This window comes from Rhodanobacter geophilus (assembly GCF_040812275.1).
In the GTDB taxonomy this organism is placed as follows: Bacteria; Pseudomonadota; Gammaproteobacteria; order Xanthomonadales; family Rhodanobacteraceae; genus Rhodanobacter_A; species Rhodanobacter_A geophilus.
In genome coordinates, this window is record NZ_JBFOHL010000018.1 from 14,679 (window position 1) to 33,791 (window position 19,113).

A 19,113-nucleotide genomic window follows, 5' to 3' on the forward strand; every position below is an offset into this window, starting at 1 on the left:
AAACACAACGGGCGCCGCGAGGCGCCCGTTCCGCCTATGCCAACTGCACGATCTGGTTCAGCACCAGCAACGCCTCCGCAAACGGCTTGTCGCCCACCCTGCGCATGGGGTGTGGCTTGCTGCCGCGCAATCGCCAGTCGAATGACTTGGGCTGGTGACACAGCACGTAGCTGGTTGCCCCCGACCTGCGCCCACTCGCCACGCCGGCGGCGACGGCGAACGGATTGGTTGCGTTGTATGAAGCCGTCGTCATGGGCAGCCCCACTACCAGCGACGTGCGCTGGTTGAACGTCTTGGGCGACAGCACCAGAAACGGATGCACGTCGCGCATTTCCCGTCCAGCCTGTGGATTGCAGTCGATCCAGATCACATCCTGTCGATCCGGCACCCATTCGCGTCGGGATTTTCCGGCCGACTTGCTCACCACCGCTCGGCCCCCACGCGCTTACCCGCAGCCATGGCCTCGCCGCCATGCTGCCCTGGATCGAACCGGGCCAGGCGCTGCTTGAGCGTGAGAGGGGCATCCTCCACCGGAGTGACGACGACCCGGCCATCCTCGACGGCAACGCTCACGCGCTGGTCCGCGCGCAGGTGCGCCGCCTTGGCGATGGCCGCCGGCAAGCGCACGCCAAGGTTGTTGCCCCAATGCTTGATGTCCAGCACAACGACCGTCATGGCTCACTCCACCCAGTAGGTTTATACGAAGTTTAAACCCGACAGGTTGCGGGAGCAATCCCAGACATCGCTCAAGGCCGCCAGTTCGCGTTGCACTCCCAGAACGCCACTGAGCGGTGGTAGGCCTCGCGATCCAGCGGCACGCCGGAACCGCCCTCCTCCACGCCCAGCGCGTTGCGCATCATGGTGATCGGCGCCATCGGGATTTCCTCCGGCTCCATCGTGTAGAGGCAGCCGACGATGCCCCAGTCGGCATCGATAGGTCCGCCTTCCTTCGCCAGCTGCTCGCGGCTGTAGAGGATGACCACCAGCCAGTTCGCCACCGGCGGCGCCACGCCCTCGAACCAGCGCACCAGCACCGGCAGCTCGGCCTTGCTGCGCGCCTCGTAGGCGGAACGCAGCAGGTGGCGGTTGGCCTCGGTGATCGGCGCGGTGAGGCAGCGCGTGGACGTCCAGTTGCGATGCACGTGCAACTTGCAGAACGGCGCGTAGCCGTCGAGCACCTTGTACGGCGCCTCGTCGTTGAGGCGCCGCTGGAACTCTTCCGGCGTGCAGTCCTGGATGGTGTTCCCGCGCGGCTCGCGCGGGAACAGGCGGGCACGCGCGAAGGGGGTGAGGACGATGGACATGGCTTGGTCGATGGCAAAACGACAGCGTAACGCACGAAGTAATTCCTCCTCCCCCTGCTTGTTGCAGGGGGAGGTGCCTTTGAGGTTTCCAGCAAGCAGAGGCACCCCGCCCCAGCCCTCCCCTCCATGCTGGGGAGGGATTGCCGGCGACGCCGCGCTTCGCCTGTCCGGCGTTTAGACATCTATCTTTTCATCGCGATGAACGTATAAAATCCCTGGAATACCTCCGCCGGTGACCGCCATGCCCGCCATCAGCCTCGAATTCTTCCCGCCCAAGACCGACGAGCAGCGTGCCCAGCTGGACCAGGCCGCAGAGGTGCTGAAGGCCTGGCAACCGGAGTACGCCTCGGTGACCTTCGGCGCCGGCGGATCCACGCTGAGCTATACCGGCGACACCGTGGCGCACCTGCACCAGGCGCACGGCTACGCGGTGGCGCCGCACCTGTCCTGCATGGGCGGCACGCGCGCGGAGATCCGCGCCCTGCTCGACGGTTACCGGGCCGCGGGCTATCGGCGCATCGTGGCGCTGCGCGGCGACCTGCCTTCCGGCATGGCCAGTGCGGGCGACTTCCGCTACGCCGCCGAACTGGTGAGCTTCATCCGCGAGCACTCCGGCGACCACTTCCACGTCGAGGTGGCGGCCTATCCGGAAACCCATCCCCAGGCCGACGATGCGCTGGCCGACCTGCGCCACTTCAAGGCCAAGGTGGACGCCGGCGCGAACGGCGCGATCACCCAGTACTTCTTCAACCCGGACGCGTATTTCCGCTTCGTCGACGACGCCCACAGGCTCGGCGTGCGCGTGCCGATCGTGCCGGGCATCATGCCGATCGCGAACTTCACCCAGCTGAAGCGCTTCTCCGACGGCTGCGGCGCGGAGATCCCGCGCTGGATCGCCAAGCGCATGCAGGCGCACGGGGACGACGCCGCATCGGTGCGCGCGCTGGGCGCGGAAGTGGTGGCGCAGTTGTGCCGCCGCCTGCTGGACGGCGGCGCCCCGGCGCTGCACTTCTACACGCTCAACCGCGCCCGCGCCACGCGTGCGGTGCTCGAGCAACTGGATTGAGGAAATTCCGGTGTGACCCGCGTCGTGGCGGCGCAGGCCGCACCAGCGTGCAACGCGCCGAACGCGCGAGGGGCAGCCTCGACGCAGCGGGCCATCCGGCACCTGCAGGCCATGGTCAGCGAAGACACCGGACTCCTGCCTTCGCGGCAGCGACGCGCAGGAAGCCGATGGCTCGGAGCCGCTCCGAATCACCCGGCTGATTCACGGTTGCCGCGCGAGCGCATCGCTATGCTGGCGCGATGCGCCCATCCGCCCTGCTCCTGCTGCTTCCGTTGTGCCTGCTCGCCCGGCCGGCGCATGCACAGGACCCGATCCACCATTGCGTGGACACGCACGGCAACCCGTTGTTCACCGACCAGCCCTGCGCCAGCCAGCAAGCCAGCCCGGTGCAGGCGCCTGCACCTGTCGCGAGCGTCGCCACGCCCGGCCTGCCGACGCCGCTGCAGCGTTGCGCCAGTACCGCGGCGGAACTGCGCCAGCGCGTGATCGATGCCTTCGCCGCACGCGACCCGAACGAGCTGGCCGGGCTGATGCTGTGGCATGGCTACGGCCACGTGTCGGCCGTCGACGACATCCGCGCGCTGGCCCGGCTGGTGCGGCAACCGTTGCTGGAGATCCACTTCGGCGGCGACCCTGGCGACGATCCCGCTTCCGCCGACGGCGGCGCAGCCGCGGTCGCCGACGAATTGCAGCTGCGCACGGGCGACGACGGTGCGCGCTTCGCGATCACCCGCCAGGCCGGCTGCCTGTGGCTGCGCTACGGCGGCTGAGCCTTCCCGCCGTTCTTGCTGCGCTGCAAACCCTGGCGTGCGGGGCGCGGGTTTATCATGGGCGGTCCCCAACGGAGATTTGCCATGGCGCAGCAGTACCCCGAATGGATCTGGCAGAACGGCGCGGTCAAGCCGTGGGCCGAGGCCACCACCCACGTGATGTCGCACGCGCTGCACTACGGCTCCTCGGTGTTCGAGGGCATCCGCAGCTACGCCACGCCGGACGGCGCGGCGATCTTCCGCCTCACCGACCACCTCACCCGCCTGTTCCATTCGGCGAAGATCTACGACATGGCGCTGCCGTACACGCGCGACCAGATCGCCGCGGCCTGCCGCGAGGTGGTGAAGAAGAACGGCCTCGCCGCCGCCTACCTGCGCCCGGTGGCGTGGCGCGGCCTGGGCGGCTTCGGCCTCTCCGCCGAAACGCCGATCGACGTGGCCGTGGCCGCGTGGCCGATGGGCCCCTACCTCGGGCCGGAGGCGCTGGAACAGGGCATCACCGCCTGCGTGTCGAGCTGGCAGCGCTTCGCGCCCAACACCATCCCGGCCGGCGCCAAGGCCGGCGGCAACTATCTTTCCGGCCAGCTGATCGCGCGCGAGGCGCGCCGCCTGGGCTTCGGCGAGGGCATCGCGCTGGCCTCCACCGGCCTGCTCAGCGAAGGCGCGGGCGAGAACATCTTCCTGGTGTTCGACGGCGCGCTGCACACCACGCCGGCCAGCGCCTCCATCCTCACCGGCATCACCCGCCACTCGCTGATCACGCTGGCGCGCGAGGACGGCATCGAGGTGATCGAGCGCGACCTGCCGCGCGAATACCTCTACCTCGCCGACGAAGTGTTCATGTGCGGCACCGCCGCCGAGGTCACCCCGATCCGCGAAGTCGACGGCAAGCAGGTCGGCGCCGGCCATGCCGGCCCCGTCACGCGCCGCATCCAGGAACTGTACTTCGGCCTGTTCAACGGCAAGACCCACGACAAGTGGGGCTGGCTGGAGCCGGTCTGATCTGCCGTGGCCCCGGGCAGGCCCGGGGCCACGAGTGACAAGCCGCTATCATGCGCGGATGACCGATACCGCATCCGCCCTCCCCGCCATCCGCCTGAAAACCGACCGCGCGCCCGGCCACCCCTGGGTATGGTCGGCACAGGTGCACAAGCCCGGTGAACGCATCCCGCCGGGCAGCGTGGTGGCCGTGATGGACGCGAAGGATCGCTTCGTCGGCCGCGGCTTCTGGAACGGCCATGCGCGCATCGCGCTGCGCCTGCTCGCCGCCGATCCCGCCGAAACCATCGATGCCGACTGGATCGCCGCGCGCATCGCCCGCGCCGTGCGGCTGCGCCGCGAAGTGCTGGAGCTGGACACGGCCACCGACGCCTGGCGCGTGGTGCACAGCGAGGGCGACGGCCTCAGCGGCCTGATCGTGGACCGCTACGCCGACATCCTCGTCGTCGAATACTTCGCCGCCGGCATGTGGAAGTTCCGCGACGCGATCCGCGACGCGTTGCTGGCCCACTTCCCCGGCGCGCGCATCTACGGCTTCGCCGAAACGCACGTGCAGAAGCAGGAGTCCTTCGACTGCCGCGCCAGCGAGCCGCCCGCGCCGGTGGCGGTGCACGAGCACGGCCTCGCCTTCCACGCCGCGCCCGGCGCCGGCCACAAGACCGGCTTCTTCGCCGACCAGCGCGACAACCGCCGCCGCTTCGCGGAACTCGCGCGCGGCCGCCGCGTGCTCGACCTGTGCTGCAACGCCGGCGGCTTCGCGGTGCACGCGATGGCCGGCGGCGCGCGCGAAGCCGTGGGCGTGGACATGGATGCCGGCATCCTCGACATCGCCCGCGCCAACGCCGCGGCGAACAGCGTGGCGGTGGACTTCCAGCAGGCCGACATCTTCGACTGGCTGCGCGCCGCGGTGGCGCGCGGCGAAAAGTACGACGCGGTGATCCTCGACCCCGCCAAGCTCACCCGCGACCGCAACAAGGTGTTCGACGCGCTGAAGAAATACTTCGCGATGAACCGCCTCGCGCTGGACGTGGTCCCGCCCGGCGGCCTGCTGCTCACCTGCTCCTGCACCGGCCTGGTGAGCGAAGCGGACTTCCTGGAGATGCTGCGCCGCGTGGCGCTCAACGCCGGCCGCGAGATCCAGATCCTCGAAGTGCGCGGCGCCGGCGCCGACCACCCCGTGCGCGCCGACGTGCCGGAAAGCCGCTACCTGAAGGCGATGTTCTGCCGGGTCGAATGAATCTCCGGCTCGCGGCGCCTGCACGCGCGCTCGACCGGTCCTCATGACACACTCGGCGCGTGACGCGACGCCAGCCGAAAGAAATTCCCGACGTCGATCCCGCCCTGCGGCGCGAAGCGCGCGCGGCAGGGCTGGTCTATGTCAGCGATGAACTGCCTGGCATCGCCCGTCGCCGGCGCGGCAACGGTTTCAGCTACCACGACGCCGACGGGGCGCCGGTGCGGGACGTCGAGACGCTGGCGCGCATCCGCGCCCTGGCGATTCCGCCGGCCTATGTCGAGGTGTGGATCTGCGCCGACCCGCGTGGTCACCTGCAGGCCACCGGGCGCGATGCGCGGCGACGCAAGCAGTACCGCTACCACGCGGACTGGCGCGCCCTGCGCGATGCGGACAAGTTCTCCCGGCTGCTCGCCTTCGGTGCCGCGCTGCCACGGATTCGCCGGCGCGTGCGTACCGATCTGGCCCAGCCCGGCCTGCCGCGCGGGAAGGTGCTGGCCCTGCTGGTGCGGCTGCTGGACGAGACACTGATCCGGATCGGCAACGACCGCTACACCCGCGACAACCACAGCTTCGGCCTCACCACGCTGCGCTCGCGCCACGTGCGCGCCGAGCGCGGAAGGCTGCGCTTCGCCTTCCGCGGCAAGAGCGGCCAGGAGCGCGACATCGCCCTGGACGACCGGCGGCTGGCGCGCATCGTCCGCCGCCTCCAGCAGTTGCCGGGGCAGCGGCTGTTCCAGTACCTGGACGACGACGGGACGCGGCAGCCGGTCGACTCGGGCATGGTCAACGACTACCTGCGCGAGGCCAGCGGCGGCGAGTTCAGCGCCAAGGATTTTCGCACCTGGGGTGGCACCCTGCGCGCGATCGAGGCGATGGCCGCCGTCCCGCTGCCGGAGAGCGGCGGCGAGCGCGCGCTGGCCGACGCCATCGCCGCCGGGGTGAAGGACGTCGCCGCGACGCTGGGCAATACGCCGGCCGTGTGCCGGACGTCCTACATCCATCCGGCCGTGTTCGAGGGTTGGCGCGACGGCAGCCTGCACCGCGCGATCGCGCCCGGTACGCGGCCAGGGCCACGCCAGCTCGAACAGCGGGCCCTGCGCTGGCTGCGGCGCCGGCTGCGCAACGGAGACGCCGGCACGCGTTGAGGATGCCGCTGTCCCGCGTGCCGTCGCTCCCACCCAGCTCCCCGTTGCGCAGGGAGGAGCCGAAATCCGGTGTGCGCCGGGCACTACGCCTTGCGCGGCAACCGCCCGCGCAACGACGCCGCATCGAACGGTCCCGCCTCGGCGATCAGCGCACGCGCCGCGTCCACCTGGTCCCAGGTGTTCCACAGCAGCACACCGCGCACGCGGCCGCGCTCGAGGTAATACACCACGCCTTCGCGGTTGGGCTCGCGCCAGTCCTCGACCACATCGAGCCGCGTATCGAGCAGACCCACGGCCTCGTAGCCGAGATCGAACAGGTCGGAATAGAAGAACGGCAGCGTGTCGTAGCTGCCCGCGATACCGGCCATCGCGCGACCGGCGTGCCGCCCCATGCCGGTGGCTGCGTCCTCGTGTTCCACGCGCAGGCGCCGGTCCAGCGCGGGGTTGTAGAAATTCGCCACGTCGCCGGCGGCCCAGATGTCGGGGTCGCTGCTGCGCAGCTGCGCATCGACCACGATGCCGTTGTCCAGCTTGAGGCCCACCTGTTCGGCCAACACGGTGTTCGGCGTCACGCCGAGGCCGGCCACCGCGACTTCCACCCGCAGCAGGCTGCCGTCGGACAGGCTCAGTTCCACGCCACCGTCGGTGGGCCGGCTGCCGCCCACCCGCACGCCGCCGCGCACGTCCACGCCGTGCTGGCGGTAGTAGTCGTGGAGGCAACGTGCGAGGCCATCGGGGTAGCGGCCCGCGCCGAGGTGCGCGTCGGGAAACAGCAGGCATACCTTGCAGCCGACGCTGCACAGCGAGGCGGCCAGTTCGGCGCTGATGAAGCCGCCGCCGATCACCGCGATGATGGCGCCGGGCCGGGCGAAATGGCGAAGCCGCCGGTAATCGTCCAGCGTGCGGAAATGGATGATGCGGTCGCCACCCTCGAACGGCAGGCGGCGCGGCGTGGCGCCGGTGGCGAGCAGCAGGCGGCGGTAGCGGTAGCTGTCGCCCTGTGCGTCGCGCGCCACGTGCGCCGCGCAGTCCAGCGCCACGATGCGCCGCCCGGCATGCAGCTTCGCGCCGCTGGCCACGGTGCCGAGGTCGATGTCCGCCGGCGTCTTGTCGCCCTTCCACAGCGCCTTGGACAACGGCGGGCGCTGGTACGGCGGCGCGCTTTCCTCGCCGACCATGCCGACGTCCGCCGCGGCGTCGACTTCGCGGATCGCCTTCGCCGCCGCGTCGGCCGCCATGCCGGCGCCGACGATCAGGTAATCGTGCACATGCTCCATGACCATGCTCCCTCGCCGAACGGATTCGCCCATCTTGCGCGGCCGCGGCCAAGACCGCGTGAAACCCGGGTCGCAAGCCCTGCGACGACAGGACGTACACTGACGCGAACCGTCCCGCGCGAAACCCGCCCACATGCCCGTCGAAACCCTGCTCATCGTCCTCGTCGTGCTCGCGCTGGTGCTGCTGGCGCTGCAAGCCGCCCTGCTGCTGCGCGGCCGTGGCGACGCCGGCCTGGCCGCGAAGCTCGACGCGCTGAAGGACGACAACGAACGCCTGCAGCGCGCATTGCGCGAGGAGCAGCGCAACGGCCGCGAGGAATTGCAGCAGGGCTTCGAACGCTTCCGCGGCCACGTCAACGAACAGCTGGACGGCATGTCGCGCCAGCAGGCCGAGCGCATCGATGGCTTCGGCCAGCGCCTCGCCGCACTCACCGACCAGACCGGCCAGGGCCTGCAGGCGCTGGCGCAACGCCTCGCCGAAGACGCACGCAAGAGCCGCGAGGAGCTGACACTGGCGCTGAACCGTTTCGGCGAGCAGCAGCAGCAGCGCCTCACCGCATTGGGCGCACAGCACGAGCAGCGCATGGGCGAGGTGCGCGGCACGCTGGAAGGCCAGCTGAAGACACTGCGCGAGGACAACGCCGCGCAGCTGGAGAAGATGCGCGCCACCGTGGACGAGAAGCTGCAATCCACGCTGGAGACGCGGCTGGGCCAGTCGTTCCAGCTGGTCTCCGAACGGCTGGAGCAGGTGCAGCGCGGCCTGGGCGAGATGCAGAGCCTGGCCACCGGCGTGGGCGACCTGAAGCGCGTGCTGGGCAACGTGAAGACACGCGGCATCCTCGGCGAGGTGCAGCTGGGCGCCCTGCTCGACCAGCTGCTGACGCCCGAGCAGTACCGGTCGAACATCGCCACCATGCCGGGCAGCAACGAGCGCGTGGAATTCGCGCTGCGCATGCCGGGCGCCGACGCCGACCACCCGGTGTGGCTGCCGATCGACGCGAAGTTCCCGCGCGAGGACTACGAGCGCCTGCTCGACGCGCAGGAGCGCGCCGACGCCGACGCCGCCGGTGTTGCCGCCGCCGCGCTGGAACGCCGCGTGCGCGACGAGGCGAAGACCATCCGCGCCAAGTACGTGGCGCCGCCGCACACCACCGACTTCGCGATACTGTTCCTGCCCACCGAGGGGTTGTACGCCGAGGTACTGCGCCGGCCCGGCCTGTTCGAGGCGCTGCAGCGCGAGCACCGCGTCACCGTGGCCGGGCCGACCACGCTCACCGCCATCCTCAACGCGCTGCAGATGGGCTTCCGCACGCTGGCGATCGAGAAGCGCAGCAGCGAGGTGTGGCAGCTGCTCGGCGCGGTGAAGAGCGAGTTCGGCAAGTTCGGCGAGGTGCTGGACAAGGTGAAGAGGAAGCTCGACGAGGCCGGCAAGCACATCGAGGCCACCGGCGTGCGCACCCGCGCGATCACGCGCAGGCTGCGCGACGTGGAGTCGCTGCCGGGACAGGAGGCCGCCGGCCTGCTCGACAACGCCGCGGCCGAAGACGTCGAGCCGGACGACGAGGCATGAACCCCGCGCGCCGATCGCTCGGCGAACACCGCCGGCTCGCCGCCGTGATCCGCGTCCGGGCCATTACACTAGGGCGTGTCTGATTCCCCGGGACTTCCCATGAGCGACCCCATCTCCAACGACGTCACCCGCGAGCAGGCCGAGGAGGCCGTGCGCACCCTGCTGCGCTGGGCCGGCGAAGACCCCGCGCGCGAAGGCCTGCTGGACACGCCCAAGCGCGTGGTGAAGGCCTACCGCGACTGGTTCTCCGGCTACGGCGAGGATCCGGCCGAATACCTGCGCCGCACCTTCAAGGAAGTCGAGGGCTACGACGAGATGGTGGTGCTGCGCGACATCGAGTTCGAGAGCCACTGCGAGCACCACATGGCGCCGATCATCGGCCGCGCCCACGTCGGCTACCTGCCGACCTGCCGCGTGGTCGGCATCAGCAAGCTGGCGCGCGTGGTGGAAGGCTACGCGCGCCGCTTCCAGGTGCAGGAGAAGCTCACCGCGCAGATCGCCCACTGCATCCAGGAGAACCTGCAGCCGGCCGGCGTGGCGGTGGTGGTCGACGCCAGCCACGAGTGCATGACCACGCGCGGCGTGCACAAGCGCGGCGTATCGATGGTCACCAGCCAGATGCTGGGCGCGTTCCGCGACGACGCGCGCACCCGCGCCGAATTCCTGCAGTTCATCGGCATCCACGGCGGGGTACGCTGAGAGCCTGTTCAATGTCCCCGCGCCGCGGCCGATAACCGCTGCGTACCCGGAGCCGCCATCGCCGCTTCGCCATCCCGGACATCGTGCATATCGACCTGGCCACCATCGCCCTGTTCGGCGCCTTGCAGGCGCTGCTGCTGGCGCCCCTGCTGCTCGCCGCCACGCGGGCCTATGCCGGCGTCGCCCGCACCAGCCTGCGCATCTGGGGCACCGTGCTGCTGCTGCAGGTGGCGGGCTGGGTGCTGATGGGGCTGCGCGGCCAGGTCAGCGACTGGCTGTCGATCGTGCTCGCCAACGGCGTACTGATGGTGTCCTACGCCGAGACCACGCGTGCGCTGCGCCTGCTGCTGGGCGCACCGCAGCGCCGGGCCCTGCTGCTGGCGATCGGCGTGGCCGGCTGGCTCGGCATCGCCTGGTTCGGCGTGGCCGTGCCCGACTACCGCGTGCGCGTGTACATCGCTTCGCTGGCGCTGGGCTGCTACCTGCTGTTGCTGGCATGGCCGCTGCGCCACGCGCTGCGCCGCGGCGGCTCGACCGCGCAGCGGGTGATGCTGCTGGTGCTGCTGGGCGCCCTGGCAGGCTGGCTCGTCCGGCTGGGCGGCCTGGTCCTCCATCCCGCCAACGCGGCCGGGCTGCTCGCCTACTCGCCCGCCAATGCGGCGCAGATGATCTACAGCGCGGTGGAGCCGGTGCTGGCCAGCGTCGGCTTCCTGCTGATGTACAACGAGTCGGTGCAGACCGAACTGCACCGGCTGGCGCGCACCGATCCGCTCACCGGCACGCTGAACCGCCTCGCGCTGGACGAGGAATCCCTGCGGTTGTTCCGCGCGGCGGACCGCCCCAATACGCTGGCCGCGCTGGTCATCGACATCGACCACTTCAAGCGCATCAACGACGAATTCGGCCACGCCACCGGCGACCGCGTGCTGGCGACGCTGGCCGCCGGCATCCGCCGGCAGTTTCAGCCGCCCGCCGTGCTGGGCCGCATGGGCGGCGAGGAGTTCCTCGCCCTGCTGCCCGGCACCGGCCTGGCCGAGGCCATGGCGCTCGCCGAACGGCTGCGCGTGGCCGTCGCCGCCATGCCGCTCGTGCCCGACGCCGGCATTCCGGGCGTCACCATTTCCGTCGGCATCGCCGCGTACCGGCCGGAAGACACCGACGTGCACGCCCTGGTGCGCCGCGCGGATCGCGCGCTCTATGACGCCAAGCGCGCCGGGCGCGACCGCGTCGTTGCCACCGTCGACGACGCCTCGCCGGCCCTGCCTGGCCCTGCCGGCCGCCCGCCGCAGCGACCACGGCCCGCGGAGTAGCCCGAGGAGAGCCTGGCCTCGCGCGGCCGCGACACGCCAGCCGGATCCCGCGACGTGCCTTCGCCTTCCGCCGCGGGCGTTCGCGCGGCGTGCGTCCGTTCTCGACGCGACGGCGCGACGTGCCGCACACTGTCCCGCATGCCGAGCGCCCCGCACCTGCTCCACCCCGGCCTTGCCACCGCTGCCCTCGCATTGCTGCTGCCGCTGGTCGCGGCGGCGCAGGATTCGCGCGGCGCCTACTTGCGGCAATTCGACACGGACGGCAACGGCTGCGTGAGCGAAGCCGAATACGTGGCCTACATGAGCCACGGCTTCGAGCGCATGGACGCCAACCACGACGGCGTGCTGGAGCCGAGCGAACTGCCCGGCGGCCACGGCAAGCCGGTGACGCTGAAGGAGTGGCAGGACAACCTGCGCCACCAGTTCCACCGGCTTGACCGCCGCCGCACCGGCTGCCTCACTGCGCAGGAACTCACGGCGCCGCCGGGCTGACATTTCGCCGCCGGCCAGCCGCGCCACGGCGCAATGCGCTATCGTTCCGCGTCTGCCGCCGCCACCCGCGCCATGAACCCGCCTGCCGAACACGTCCCGCGCCGCCGCGCCGCCCTCGCCTTCATCTTCGTCACCGTGATGCTGGACATGCTGGCGTTCGGCATCATCATCCCGGTACTGCCGCACCTGATCGTCGACCTGATCGGCGGCAGCATCGCCAAGGCCGCCGTCTGGGTGGGCGCGTTCGGCGCGCTGTTCATGACGATGCAGTTCGTGTTCTCGCCGGTGCAGGGCGCCTTGTCGGACCGGTTCGGCCGGCGCACGGTGATCCTGATCTCCAGCTTCGGCCTCGGCGTGGACTTCATCGTGATGGCGCTGGCGCCGGTGCTGTGGCTGCTGTTCCTCGGCCGCGCGGTGTCGGGCGTCTGCGCGGCGAGCTTCTCCACCGCGAATGCCTACATCGCCGACATCGTGCCGAAGGAGAAGCGTGCCGCCGCGTTCGGCATGCTGGGCGCGGCGTTCGGCATCGGCTTCATCGTGGGCCCGGCGCTGGGCGGCTTCCTCGGCCACTGGCACCTGCGCCTGCCGTTCTGGGTGGCCGCCGGGCTGTCGCTGCTCAACTTCTGCTACGGCTGGTTCGTGCTGCCGGAGTCATTGCCGAAGGAGCGGCGCGCGGCGCGCTTCGACTGGCGCCACGCCAACCCGTTCGGCGCGGTGGTGCTGCTGCGCCGCTACCCGCAGGTGTTCGCGCTGGCCGCGGTGTTCTTCCTGATCAACCTCGCGCAGTTCTCGCTGAACTCCACCTACGTGCTGTTCACCGACTACCGCTTCGGCTGGGGCCCGCAGGCGGTGGGCTACACGCTGGGCCTGGTCGGCCTGTGCAGCGGCCTGGTGCAGGCGGTGCTGGTGCGCCGGCTGATGCCCAGGCTGGGCGAACGGCGGATGATCCTGGCCGGCCTGTCGTTGTGCGTGCTGGGCTACCTCGCGTTCGGCCTCGCGCCCAGCGCGTGGCTGTTCCTGCTGGCGATCCCGGTGTTCTGCCTGGGCGGCCTCGCCGGTCCGCCGGCGCAATCGATGATGACCCACCAGGTCGACCCGCACGAGCAGGGCCGCCTGCAGGGCGCGCTGACCAGCCTCGCCAGCCTCGCCGGCATCTTCGGCCCGGCGATGTTCGCGAACCTGTTCGCGCTGTTCATCAGCGACCACGCGCCTGTTCCGCACCTGCCCGGCGCGGCCTTCGTGCTGGCCGCCCTGCTGCTGGCCGCGGCGACGCTGGTGGCGATCCGCGCCACGCGCCACGCCGCGCCGGCGTTCGCGCCCGCCACCCCTTCCCCCGAACCACTGGAGCACATCCCATGAGCCTCTCCATGTACCAGGCCTCCGTCCCCGTCTTCGTCCGCGCGCTCACCAACCTGCGCCACGTGCTGCAGAAGGGCGAGGCGCACGCCAAGGCCAAGGGCGTCACCGACGCCGTGCTGCTGCAGACCCGCCTGATCCCCGACATGCTGCCGCTGGTGAAGCAGGTGCAGATCGCCTGCGACATGGCCTGCCGCGGCTCCGCCCGCCTCGCCGGCGAGGAACCGAAGAGCTTCGAGGACAACGAGGCCACGATGGCCGAGGCGTACGACCGCATCGACCGCGCCATCGCCTACGTGCAGTCCTTCAGGGCCGAGCAGATCGACGGCAGCGAAGACCGCGCGATCCGGCTCAAGATGCGCAACGGCGAAATGGAGCTGCAAGGCCAGTCCTACCTGCTGCAGTTCATCCTGCCCAACCTGTACTTCCACTGCACCACGGCCTACAACCTGTTCCGCGGCATGGGCGTGGAGATCGGCAAGGCCGATTTCACCGGCGCGATGTAAAGCTGCCCAAGGCTCGCCGCAGCCCCCTCTCCCCGGCGGGGAGAGGGCCGGGCTGAGGGCGGGCGCTCGCGGCAACCTTCCACTTCCGCAATCCGGCTCGCCTGCGGCGGGCTTTCGATCGTCTTCCGGCGCGACGCCTTGCCTGGCTTTGCCGTGCTCTTGCCGCTGCTTCTGCGCGCAGGAGCGCGCTGCACTTCGGGGCCCCGGTGCGGCGGCGAGGCGTGGACGATCAGGCCGCACAGCGGGCGTTGCCAGGGAGGGCAACGCCTTTTCGACCGGGCAGGAGCCCGGCCGAAAAGCCCGGCCCCCGGCAGGTGGGCGAAGCCGCTTTGTCGCTTGCGAAAGCCCACAAGCAAAAGCCCCTCTCCCGCAAGCGGGAGAGGGGAAATGCAGGCAGCCCCCGGGGGAAGCAGGAGCAATCCGCGCGAATCTGCGAAAATCCGCATCCCCGCCCCAGCGACACACCCCATCCCCGATGCTGCGCCTGACCGACATCAAGCTCCCGCTCGATCACGCGGATGACGCGCTGCCCGCCGCGATCTGCGCAAAGCTCGGCATCGGGCCCGGGGCGCTGCGCGGCTATACCGTGTTCCGCCGCGGCTACGACGCGCGCAAGCGCGGCGCGATCGCGCTGATCTACACGCTGGACGTGGAGCTGGCCGACGAGGCCGCGCTGCTGGCGCGCCACGCCGGCGACCGCCACGTGCAACCCACGCCGGACACCGGCTACCGCTTCGTGGCGCAGGCGCCGGCAAGGCTGGAACACCGGCCCATCGTGATCGGCTTCGGCCCCTGCGGCCTGTTCGCGGCGCTGATCCTCGCGCAGTCGGGCTTCCGTCCCATCGTGCTGGAGCGCGGCAAGGCGGTGCGCGAACGCACGAAGGACACCTGGGACCTGTGGCGCCAGCGCCACCTGCATCCCGACTCCAACGTGCAGTTCGGCGAGGGCGGCGCGGGCACGTTCTCCGACGGCAAGCTGCACAGCCAGATCCGCGATCCGCTGCACCACGGCCGCAAGGTACTGGCCGAGTTCGTCAAGGCCGGCGCGCCGGAGGAAATCCTCTACGTCAGCAAGCCGCACATCGGCACGTTCCGGCTGGTGACGATGGTGGAGAACATGCGGGGAACCATCGAGGCGCTGGGCGGCGAGATCCGCTTCGGCCAGCGCGTGGACGACCTGCTGGTGGAAACCGATGCGCGCGGCGAACGCCACGTGCGCGGCGTGCGCCTGGCCGGCGGCGGCGAGCTGCGCAGCGACCACGTGGTGCTGGCGCTGGGCCACAGCGCGCGCGACACCTTCGAGATGCTGCACGCGCGCGGCGTCTGCGTGGAAGCCAAGCCGTTCTCGATCGGCTTCCGCATCGAGCACCCGCAATCGCTGATCGACCAGGCGCGCTTCGGCCCGCAGGCCGGCCATCCCATCCTCGGCGCGGCGGACTACAAGCTGGTGCACCACGGCAAGGACGGCCGTTCCGTGTACAGCTTCTGCATGTGCCCCGGCGGCACCGTGGTGGCCGCCACCAGCGAACCGGGCCGCGTGGTCACCAACGGCATGAGCCAGTACTCGCGCAACGAGCGCAACGCGAACGCGGCGATCGTCTGCGACATCCGGCCCGCCGACTACGCGCCCTGGGGCGAAGGGCCGCTGGCCGGCATCGCGCTGCAGCGGCACTGGGAATCGCATGCCTACGCACTCGGCGGCGGCGACTACAGCGCGCCGGGCCAGCGCGTGGGCGACTTCCTCGCCGGGCGCGCCTCGACCGCCTTCGGCGACGTGCTGCCCTCGTACAAGCCGGGCGTGCACCTCACCGACCTCTCCACCGCGCTGCCCGACTACGCGGTGGCGGCGATCCGCGCCGCGATCCCCGCCTTCGACCGCCAGATCCGCGGCTACGCGCTGCCCGACGCCATGCTCACCGGCGTGGAAACGCGCACCTCCTCGCCCGTGCGCATCCGCCGCAACGACGATGACTTGCAGAGCCTGAACACGCGAGGGCTGTACCCGGCCGGCGAGGGCGCGGGCTATGCAGGCGGGATTCTTTCCGCGGCGGTCGACGGGATACGCGTGGCGGAAGCGGTGGCGCTTTCGGTCACCTCAAGACAAGCAGCATAGAAGCGGCTTCAGCCGCGATTTGCGGGTTCGGTCGCGGCTGAAGCGGCTCCTACCGCCACTCCGCGCGGCCGACCACGCGGCCCAGCGCAGCGTCCATCTTCTTGCACAGCTTCGGCGTGCCGTTGACCAGCACCGGCTCGGCGGCGGGCTTGAGCATGGGGACGTCCATCAGCGAGTCGCTGTAGGCGACCTGCCATGCGCGCACGCCGTGCCCGGCCAGCGCCTTGAGCTTGTTCGCGCCGATGTTGTGGAAGCCGGTGCGCATGCCCGTGGCCGTGGCGCGCAGCCGCGAGGCGAGAAGCTCCACGTCGCCCAGGCCCAGCTGTTCGAGGATGCCGCCCACCAGCGCCTGCTCGCAGCCGGTGACCACGATCACGCGCTCGCCTGCCTGCTGGTGGCGGCGCAGCTGGCGCAGCGCGTCGCGATTGAACAGGCGCGAGTGTTGCACCAGCTCGGTGGCGAACGCGCGCGCCTGCGCCTGGTAGCGCTGCTCGCCGGTGCCGAACAGTGCGGCATGCACCAGGGTGCGTGCCGCATGCCGGCGCGAGAACGGCAGCTGCAGCAGCAGCCAAGGCAGGCAGGGCAGCACCAGCAGCTTGCGCAGCCACGAGCGCGCATAGCGACTGCGGATGAAGAGGTAGAACGCGTCGCCGTGCAGCAGCACGCCGTCGAAGTCGAACAGCACCACGCGCGGTGCCGGCACGTCATCGCTCGCCGCTGCAGGCGGCGCCATGTCCCCTGGTTCCATGTGCATTACTTCGTGCCGAACAACCGCTTCAGTTCGCTGCCCGGGTCCTCGGCGCGCATGAATGCCTCGCCGACCAGGAAGGCGTTGATGCCGCCCTCGCGCAGGCGCGCCACGTCCTCGGGCGTGCGGATGCCGGACTCGGCGACCAGGATGCGGTCGTATTCCATCCGTTCCTGCAGCGCCAGCGAGGTTTCCAGCGAGGTCTCGAAATTGCGCAGGTTGCGGTTGTTGACGCCGATCAGCGGCACCGGCAGCGCCAGCGCGCGCTCCAGTTCGTCCTCGTCGTGCACCTCGCACAGCACGTCGAGGTCGAGCTCGGCCGCCTGCAGCGAGAGCTGCAGCAGCACGTCGTCGTCCAGCGCGGCCACGATCAGCAGCACGCAGTCGGCGCCGATCACACGCGCCTCGTGCACCTGGTACGGGTCGATGACGAAATCCTTGCGCAGCACCGGCAGCGCGCAGGCGTCGCGCGCCTGCTGCAGGAAGGCTTCGCTGCCCTGGAAGAAATCGCTGTCGGTAAGCACGGAGAGACAGGCGGCGCCGCCCTTCGCGTAGCTTTTGGCGATCGCCGCCGGATCGAAGTCGGCGCGGATCACGCCCTTGCTGGGGCTGGCCTTCTTCACCTCGGCGATCACCGCGGGCTTGCCGGCGTTGATCTTCGCCTCGATCGCCGCGGCGAAGCCGCGCGTCTCGGGCAGGTCGGGAATGCGCGCGGCGAGTTCGGCCAGCGGCAGCCGCGCCTGGCGCTCGGCTACTTCTTCCGCCTTGCGGGCGAGGATGCGGTTGAGGATGTCGGTCATGGGCTTGGGGAAGTCGGGGCCGGGGCATCGTGGCGGCGCAGGTGTCGCCGCGCCGTCAAGCCGATCATGCCTGAAGACGCCGCGTCGCCGCCACGAAGGCCCGCATTTTCGCATGGGCCGCGCCGCTGGCAATCGTGGCGCGCGCCAGCGCGATGCCCTCGCCGATGGAGGCAGCCACGTTCGCAGCGTACAACGCCGCGCCCGCGTTGAGGCAGACGATGTCGTGCGGCACGCCGGGCGCGCCGGCCAGCGCCTGTTCCAGCATCGCCTTCGATTCAGCCACGTCGGCCACGCGCAGGTTGCGGCTGGAGGCCATCGCCAGGCCGAAGTCCTCCGGCTCCACTTCGTACTCGCGCACCATGCCATCGCGCAGTTCGCCTACCAGGGTGGCCGCGCCCAGTGAAATCTCGTCCATGCCGTCGCGCCCCCACACCACCAGCGCGCGCCGCGCGCCCAGCTGCTGCAGCACGCGCACCTGGATGCCGACCAGGTCGGGATGGAACACGCCCATCAGGATGTTCGGCGCGCCGGCCGGGTTGGTCAGCGGCCCGAGGATGTTGAACAGTGTGCGCACGCCCATTTCCTTGCGCACCGGCGCCACCACCTTCATCGCCGGGTGGTGGTTGGGCGCGAACATGAAGCCGATGCCGGTCTCGGCCAGGCACGCGGCCACCTGTGCGGGCTTGAGGTCGATACGCGCACCCAGCGCCTCCAGCACGTCGGCGCTGCCGGACTTCGACGACACGCTGCGCCCGCCGTGCTTGGCGATGCGCGCGCCGGCCGCCGCCGCCACGAACATCGCGGCGGTGGAGATGTTGAAGCTGGAGGCGCCGTCGCCGCCGGTGCCCACGATGTCGAGCAGGTGCGCGTCGTCGCCCGCCACCGGCACTTTCTCCGCCAGCTCGCGCATCACCCGCGCCGCGCCGGTGATCTCGCCCACCGTCTCCTTCTTCACGCGCAGCCCGGTGACGATGGCCGCGGTCATCAGCGGGCTCACCTCGCCCGCCATGATCTGGCGCATCAGCGCGATCATCTCGTCGTGGAAGATCTCGCGGTGCTCGATCGTGCGCTGCAGCGCCTCCTGTGGGGTGATGGTGATCGCGCGCGCGCTCATGCCGCCAGCTTCCGCCGCGGCAGGCCGAGGAAGTTGGCGAGCATGTCGTGGCCGTGCTGGGTGAGGATGGATTCGGGATGGAACTGCACGCCCTCGACCGGCAGGGTCCGGTGGCGCAGGCCCATGATCTCGTCGATGCCGCCGTCCGCGTTCTCCGTCCACGCTGTGACCTCGAGGCAATCCGGCAGCGAACCCTGCTCCACCACCAGCGAGTGGTAGCGCGTGGCCTCGAACGGATCGGGCAGGCCGGCGAACACACCCTGCCCACGATGGCGCACCGGCGAGGTCTTGCCGTGCATGATCCGCTTGGCGCGCACCACCTTGCCGCCGAAGGCCTGGCCGATGGCCTGGTGGCCCAGGCACACGCCGAACACCGGGATCTCGCCCGGCAGCTCGCGCAGCACATCGAGCGACACGCCCGAGTCATCCGGCGTGCCCGGCCCCGGCGAGATCATGATGTGCGTGGGCCCGAGCGCGCGGATACCCGCCACGTCCAGCGCATCGTTGCGCACCACCTTCACCTCCTGCCCCAGCTCGCCCAGGTACTGCACGAGGTTGAAGGTGAAGCTGTCGTAGTTGTCGATCATCAGCAACATGGCGGACCTGC

At 70.6% G+C, this 19,113-nt stretch carries 20 protein-coding genes; 12 read left to right on the top strand and 8 right to left on the bottom strand.

What is annotated here, in order from left to right:
* Window positions 1-34: 34 nt before the first annotated feature.
* The 3 genes from ABQJ56_RS15835 to ABQJ56_RS15845 form a co-directional block, all read right to left on the bottom strand.
* Window positions 35-424 (bottom strand): type II toxin-antitoxin system PemK/MazF family toxin, encoded by a 390-nt coding sequence (locus tag ABQJ56_RS15835; RefSeq protein ID WP_367845987.1) that lies wholly within the window; start codon window positions 422-424, stop codon window positions 35-37.
* Window positions 421-675, bottom strand: a complete 255-nt coding sequence (locus tag ABQJ56_RS15840; RefSeq protein ID WP_367845988.1) for an AbrB/MazE/SpoVT family DNA-binding domain-containing protein — start codon at window positions 673-675, stop codon at window positions 421-423. Before ABQJ56_RS15840 ends, ABQJ56_RS15835 begins: the two co-directional genes overlap by 4 nt.
* Window positions 676-746: 71 nt before the next feature.
* Window positions 747-1,304 carry a DUF3228 family protein gene (locus ABQJ56_RS15845; protein WP_367845989.1) on the bottom strand — a complete coding sequence of 186 codons (558 nt, stop codon included), beginning with the start codon at window positions 1,302-1,304 and terminating at the stop codon, window positions 747-749.
* A gap of 241 nt (window positions 1,305-1,545) precedes the next feature.
* Here ABQJ56_RS15845 and metF point away from each other — a divergent pair, with 241 nt between their 5' ends.
* The 5 genes from metF to ABQJ56_RS15870 all read left to right on the top strand — a co-directional run bounded on the left by metF (window position 1,546) and on the right by ABQJ56_RS15870 (window position 6,521).
* On the top strand, window positions 1,546-2,370 hold the full coding sequence (gene metF, locus ABQJ56_RS15850; protein WP_367845990.1) for a methylenetetrahydrofolate reductase [NAD(P)H]: 825 nt from the start codon (window positions 1,546-1,548) through the stop codon (window positions 2,368-2,370).
* Window positions 2,371-2,609: 239 nt separating this feature from the next.
* On the top strand, window positions 2,610-3,140 hold the full coding sequence (locus ABQJ56_RS15855) for a DUF4124 domain-containing protein (RefSeq protein ID WP_367845991.1): 531 nt from the start codon (window positions 2,610-2,612) through the stop codon (window positions 3,138-3,140).
* Between the two features lie 84 nt (window positions 3,141-3,224).
* Window positions 3,225-4,142 (top strand): branched-chain amino acid transaminase, encoded by a 918-nt coding sequence (locus tag ABQJ56_RS15860; RefSeq protein WP_367845992.1) that lies wholly within the window; start codon window positions 3,225-3,227, stop codon window positions 4,140-4,142.
* Between the two features lie 58 nt (window positions 4,143-4,200).
* Window positions 4,201-5,376: a class I SAM-dependent rRNA methyltransferase gene (locus ABQJ56_RS15865; protein WP_367845993.1), complete on the top strand. Its 1,176-nt coding sequence runs from the start codon at window positions 4,201-4,203 to the stop codon at window positions 5,374-5,376.
* A gap of 83 nt (window positions 5,377-5,459) precedes the next feature.
* On the top strand, window positions 5,460-6,521 hold the full coding sequence (locus ABQJ56_RS15870; protein WP_437343445.1) for a DNA topoisomerase IB: 1,062 nt from the start codon (window positions 5,460-5,462) through the stop codon (window positions 6,519-6,521).
* A gap of 83 nt (window positions 6,522-6,604) precedes the next feature.
* Here ABQJ56_RS15870 and ABQJ56_RS15875 read toward each other — a convergent pair whose 3' ends face one another.
* Window positions 6,605-7,798, bottom strand: a complete 1,194-nt coding sequence (locus ABQJ56_RS15875; protein ID WP_367845995.1) for an NAD(P)/FAD-dependent oxidoreductase — start codon at window positions 7,796-7,798, stop codon at window positions 6,605-6,607.
* A 133-nt stretch (window positions 7,799-7,931) separates the two neighbouring features.
* On the opposite strand from ABQJ56_RS15875, the gene ABQJ56_RS15880 reads away from it, so the two are divergent.
* The 7 genes from ABQJ56_RS15880 to ABQJ56_RS15910 all read left to right on the top strand — a co-directional run bounded on the left by ABQJ56_RS15880 (window position 7,932) and on the right by ABQJ56_RS15910 (window position 15,844).
* The gene (locus ABQJ56_RS15880; protein WP_367845996.1) at window positions 7,932-9,368 is read left to right on the top strand and encodes a DNA recombination protein RmuC; all 1,437 of its coding nucleotides are present in this window, start codon (window positions 7,932-7,934) and stop codon (window positions 9,366-9,368) included.
* Between the two features lie 99 nt (window positions 9,369-9,467).
* On the top strand, window positions 9,468-10,067 hold the full coding sequence (gene folE, locus ABQJ56_RS15885) for a GTP cyclohydrolase I FolE (protein WP_367845997.1): 600 nt from the start codon (window positions 9,468-9,470) through the stop codon (window positions 10,065-10,067).
* Between the two features lie 83 nt (window positions 10,068-10,150).
* Window positions 10,151-11,377, top strand: a complete 1,227-nt coding sequence (locus ABQJ56_RS15890; protein ID WP_367845998.1) for a GGDEF domain-containing protein — start codon at window positions 10,151-10,153, stop codon at window positions 11,375-11,377.
* A 138-nt stretch (window positions 11,378-11,515) separates the two neighbouring features.
* Entirely contained in the window at window positions 11,516-11,869 is a 354-nt protein-coding gene (locus tag ABQJ56_RS15895; RefSeq protein WP_367845999.1) for an EF-hand domain-containing protein, read from the top strand.
* A 33-nt stretch (window positions 11,870-11,902) separates the two neighbouring features.
* Window positions 11,903-13,228, top strand: a complete 1,326-nt coding sequence (locus ABQJ56_RS15900; RefSeq protein ID WP_367846000.1) for a TCR/Tet family MFS transporter — start codon at window positions 11,903-11,905, stop codon at window positions 13,226-13,228.
* Window positions 13,225-13,731: a DUF1993 domain-containing protein gene (locus ABQJ56_RS15905; RefSeq protein WP_367846001.1), complete on the top strand. Its 507-nt coding sequence runs from the start codon at window positions 13,225-13,227 to the stop codon at window positions 13,729-13,731. The genes ABQJ56_RS15900 and ABQJ56_RS15905 overlap by 4 nt, the downstream gene beginning before the upstream one ends.
* Window positions 13,732-14,206: 475 nt before the next feature.
* Window positions 14,207-15,844: an NAD(P)/FAD-dependent oxidoreductase gene (locus ABQJ56_RS15910; protein WP_367846002.1), complete on the top strand. Its 1,638-nt coding sequence runs from the start codon at window positions 14,207-14,209 to the stop codon at window positions 15,842-15,844.
* A 49-nt stretch (window positions 15,845-15,893) separates the two neighbouring features.
* Here the strand turns inward: ABQJ56_RS15910 and ABQJ56_RS15915 are convergent, their stop codons facing one another.
* From ABQJ56_RS15915 to ABQJ56_RS15930, 4 genes are all read right to left on the bottom strand, one after another.
* A complete protein-coding gene (locus ABQJ56_RS15915) occupies window positions 15,894-16,577 on the bottom strand; it encodes an HAD family hydrolase (protein ID WP_367846003.1) in 684 nt (227 codons plus the stop codon).
* A gap of 20 nt (window positions 16,578-16,597) precedes the next feature.
* A complete protein-coding gene (gene trpC / locus ABQJ56_RS15920) occupies window positions 16,598-17,392 on the bottom strand; it encodes an indole-3-glycerol phosphate synthase TrpC (RefSeq protein ID WP_367846004.1) in 795 nt (264 codons plus the stop codon).
* Window positions 17,393-17,456: 64 nt separating this feature from the next.
* A complete protein-coding gene (gene trpD, locus ABQJ56_RS15925) occupies window positions 17,457-18,506 on the bottom strand; it encodes an anthranilate phosphoribosyltransferase (protein WP_367846005.1) in 1,050 nt (349 codons plus the stop codon).
* Complete coding sequence (locus ABQJ56_RS15930; RefSeq protein ID WP_367846006.1) at window positions 18,503-19,102, bottom strand: anthranilate synthase component II; 600 nt, start codon at window positions 19,100-19,102, stop codon at window positions 18,503-18,505. Before ABQJ56_RS15930 ends, trpD begins: the two co-directional genes overlap by 4 nt.
* Window positions 19,103-19,113: the final 11 nt, after the last annotated feature.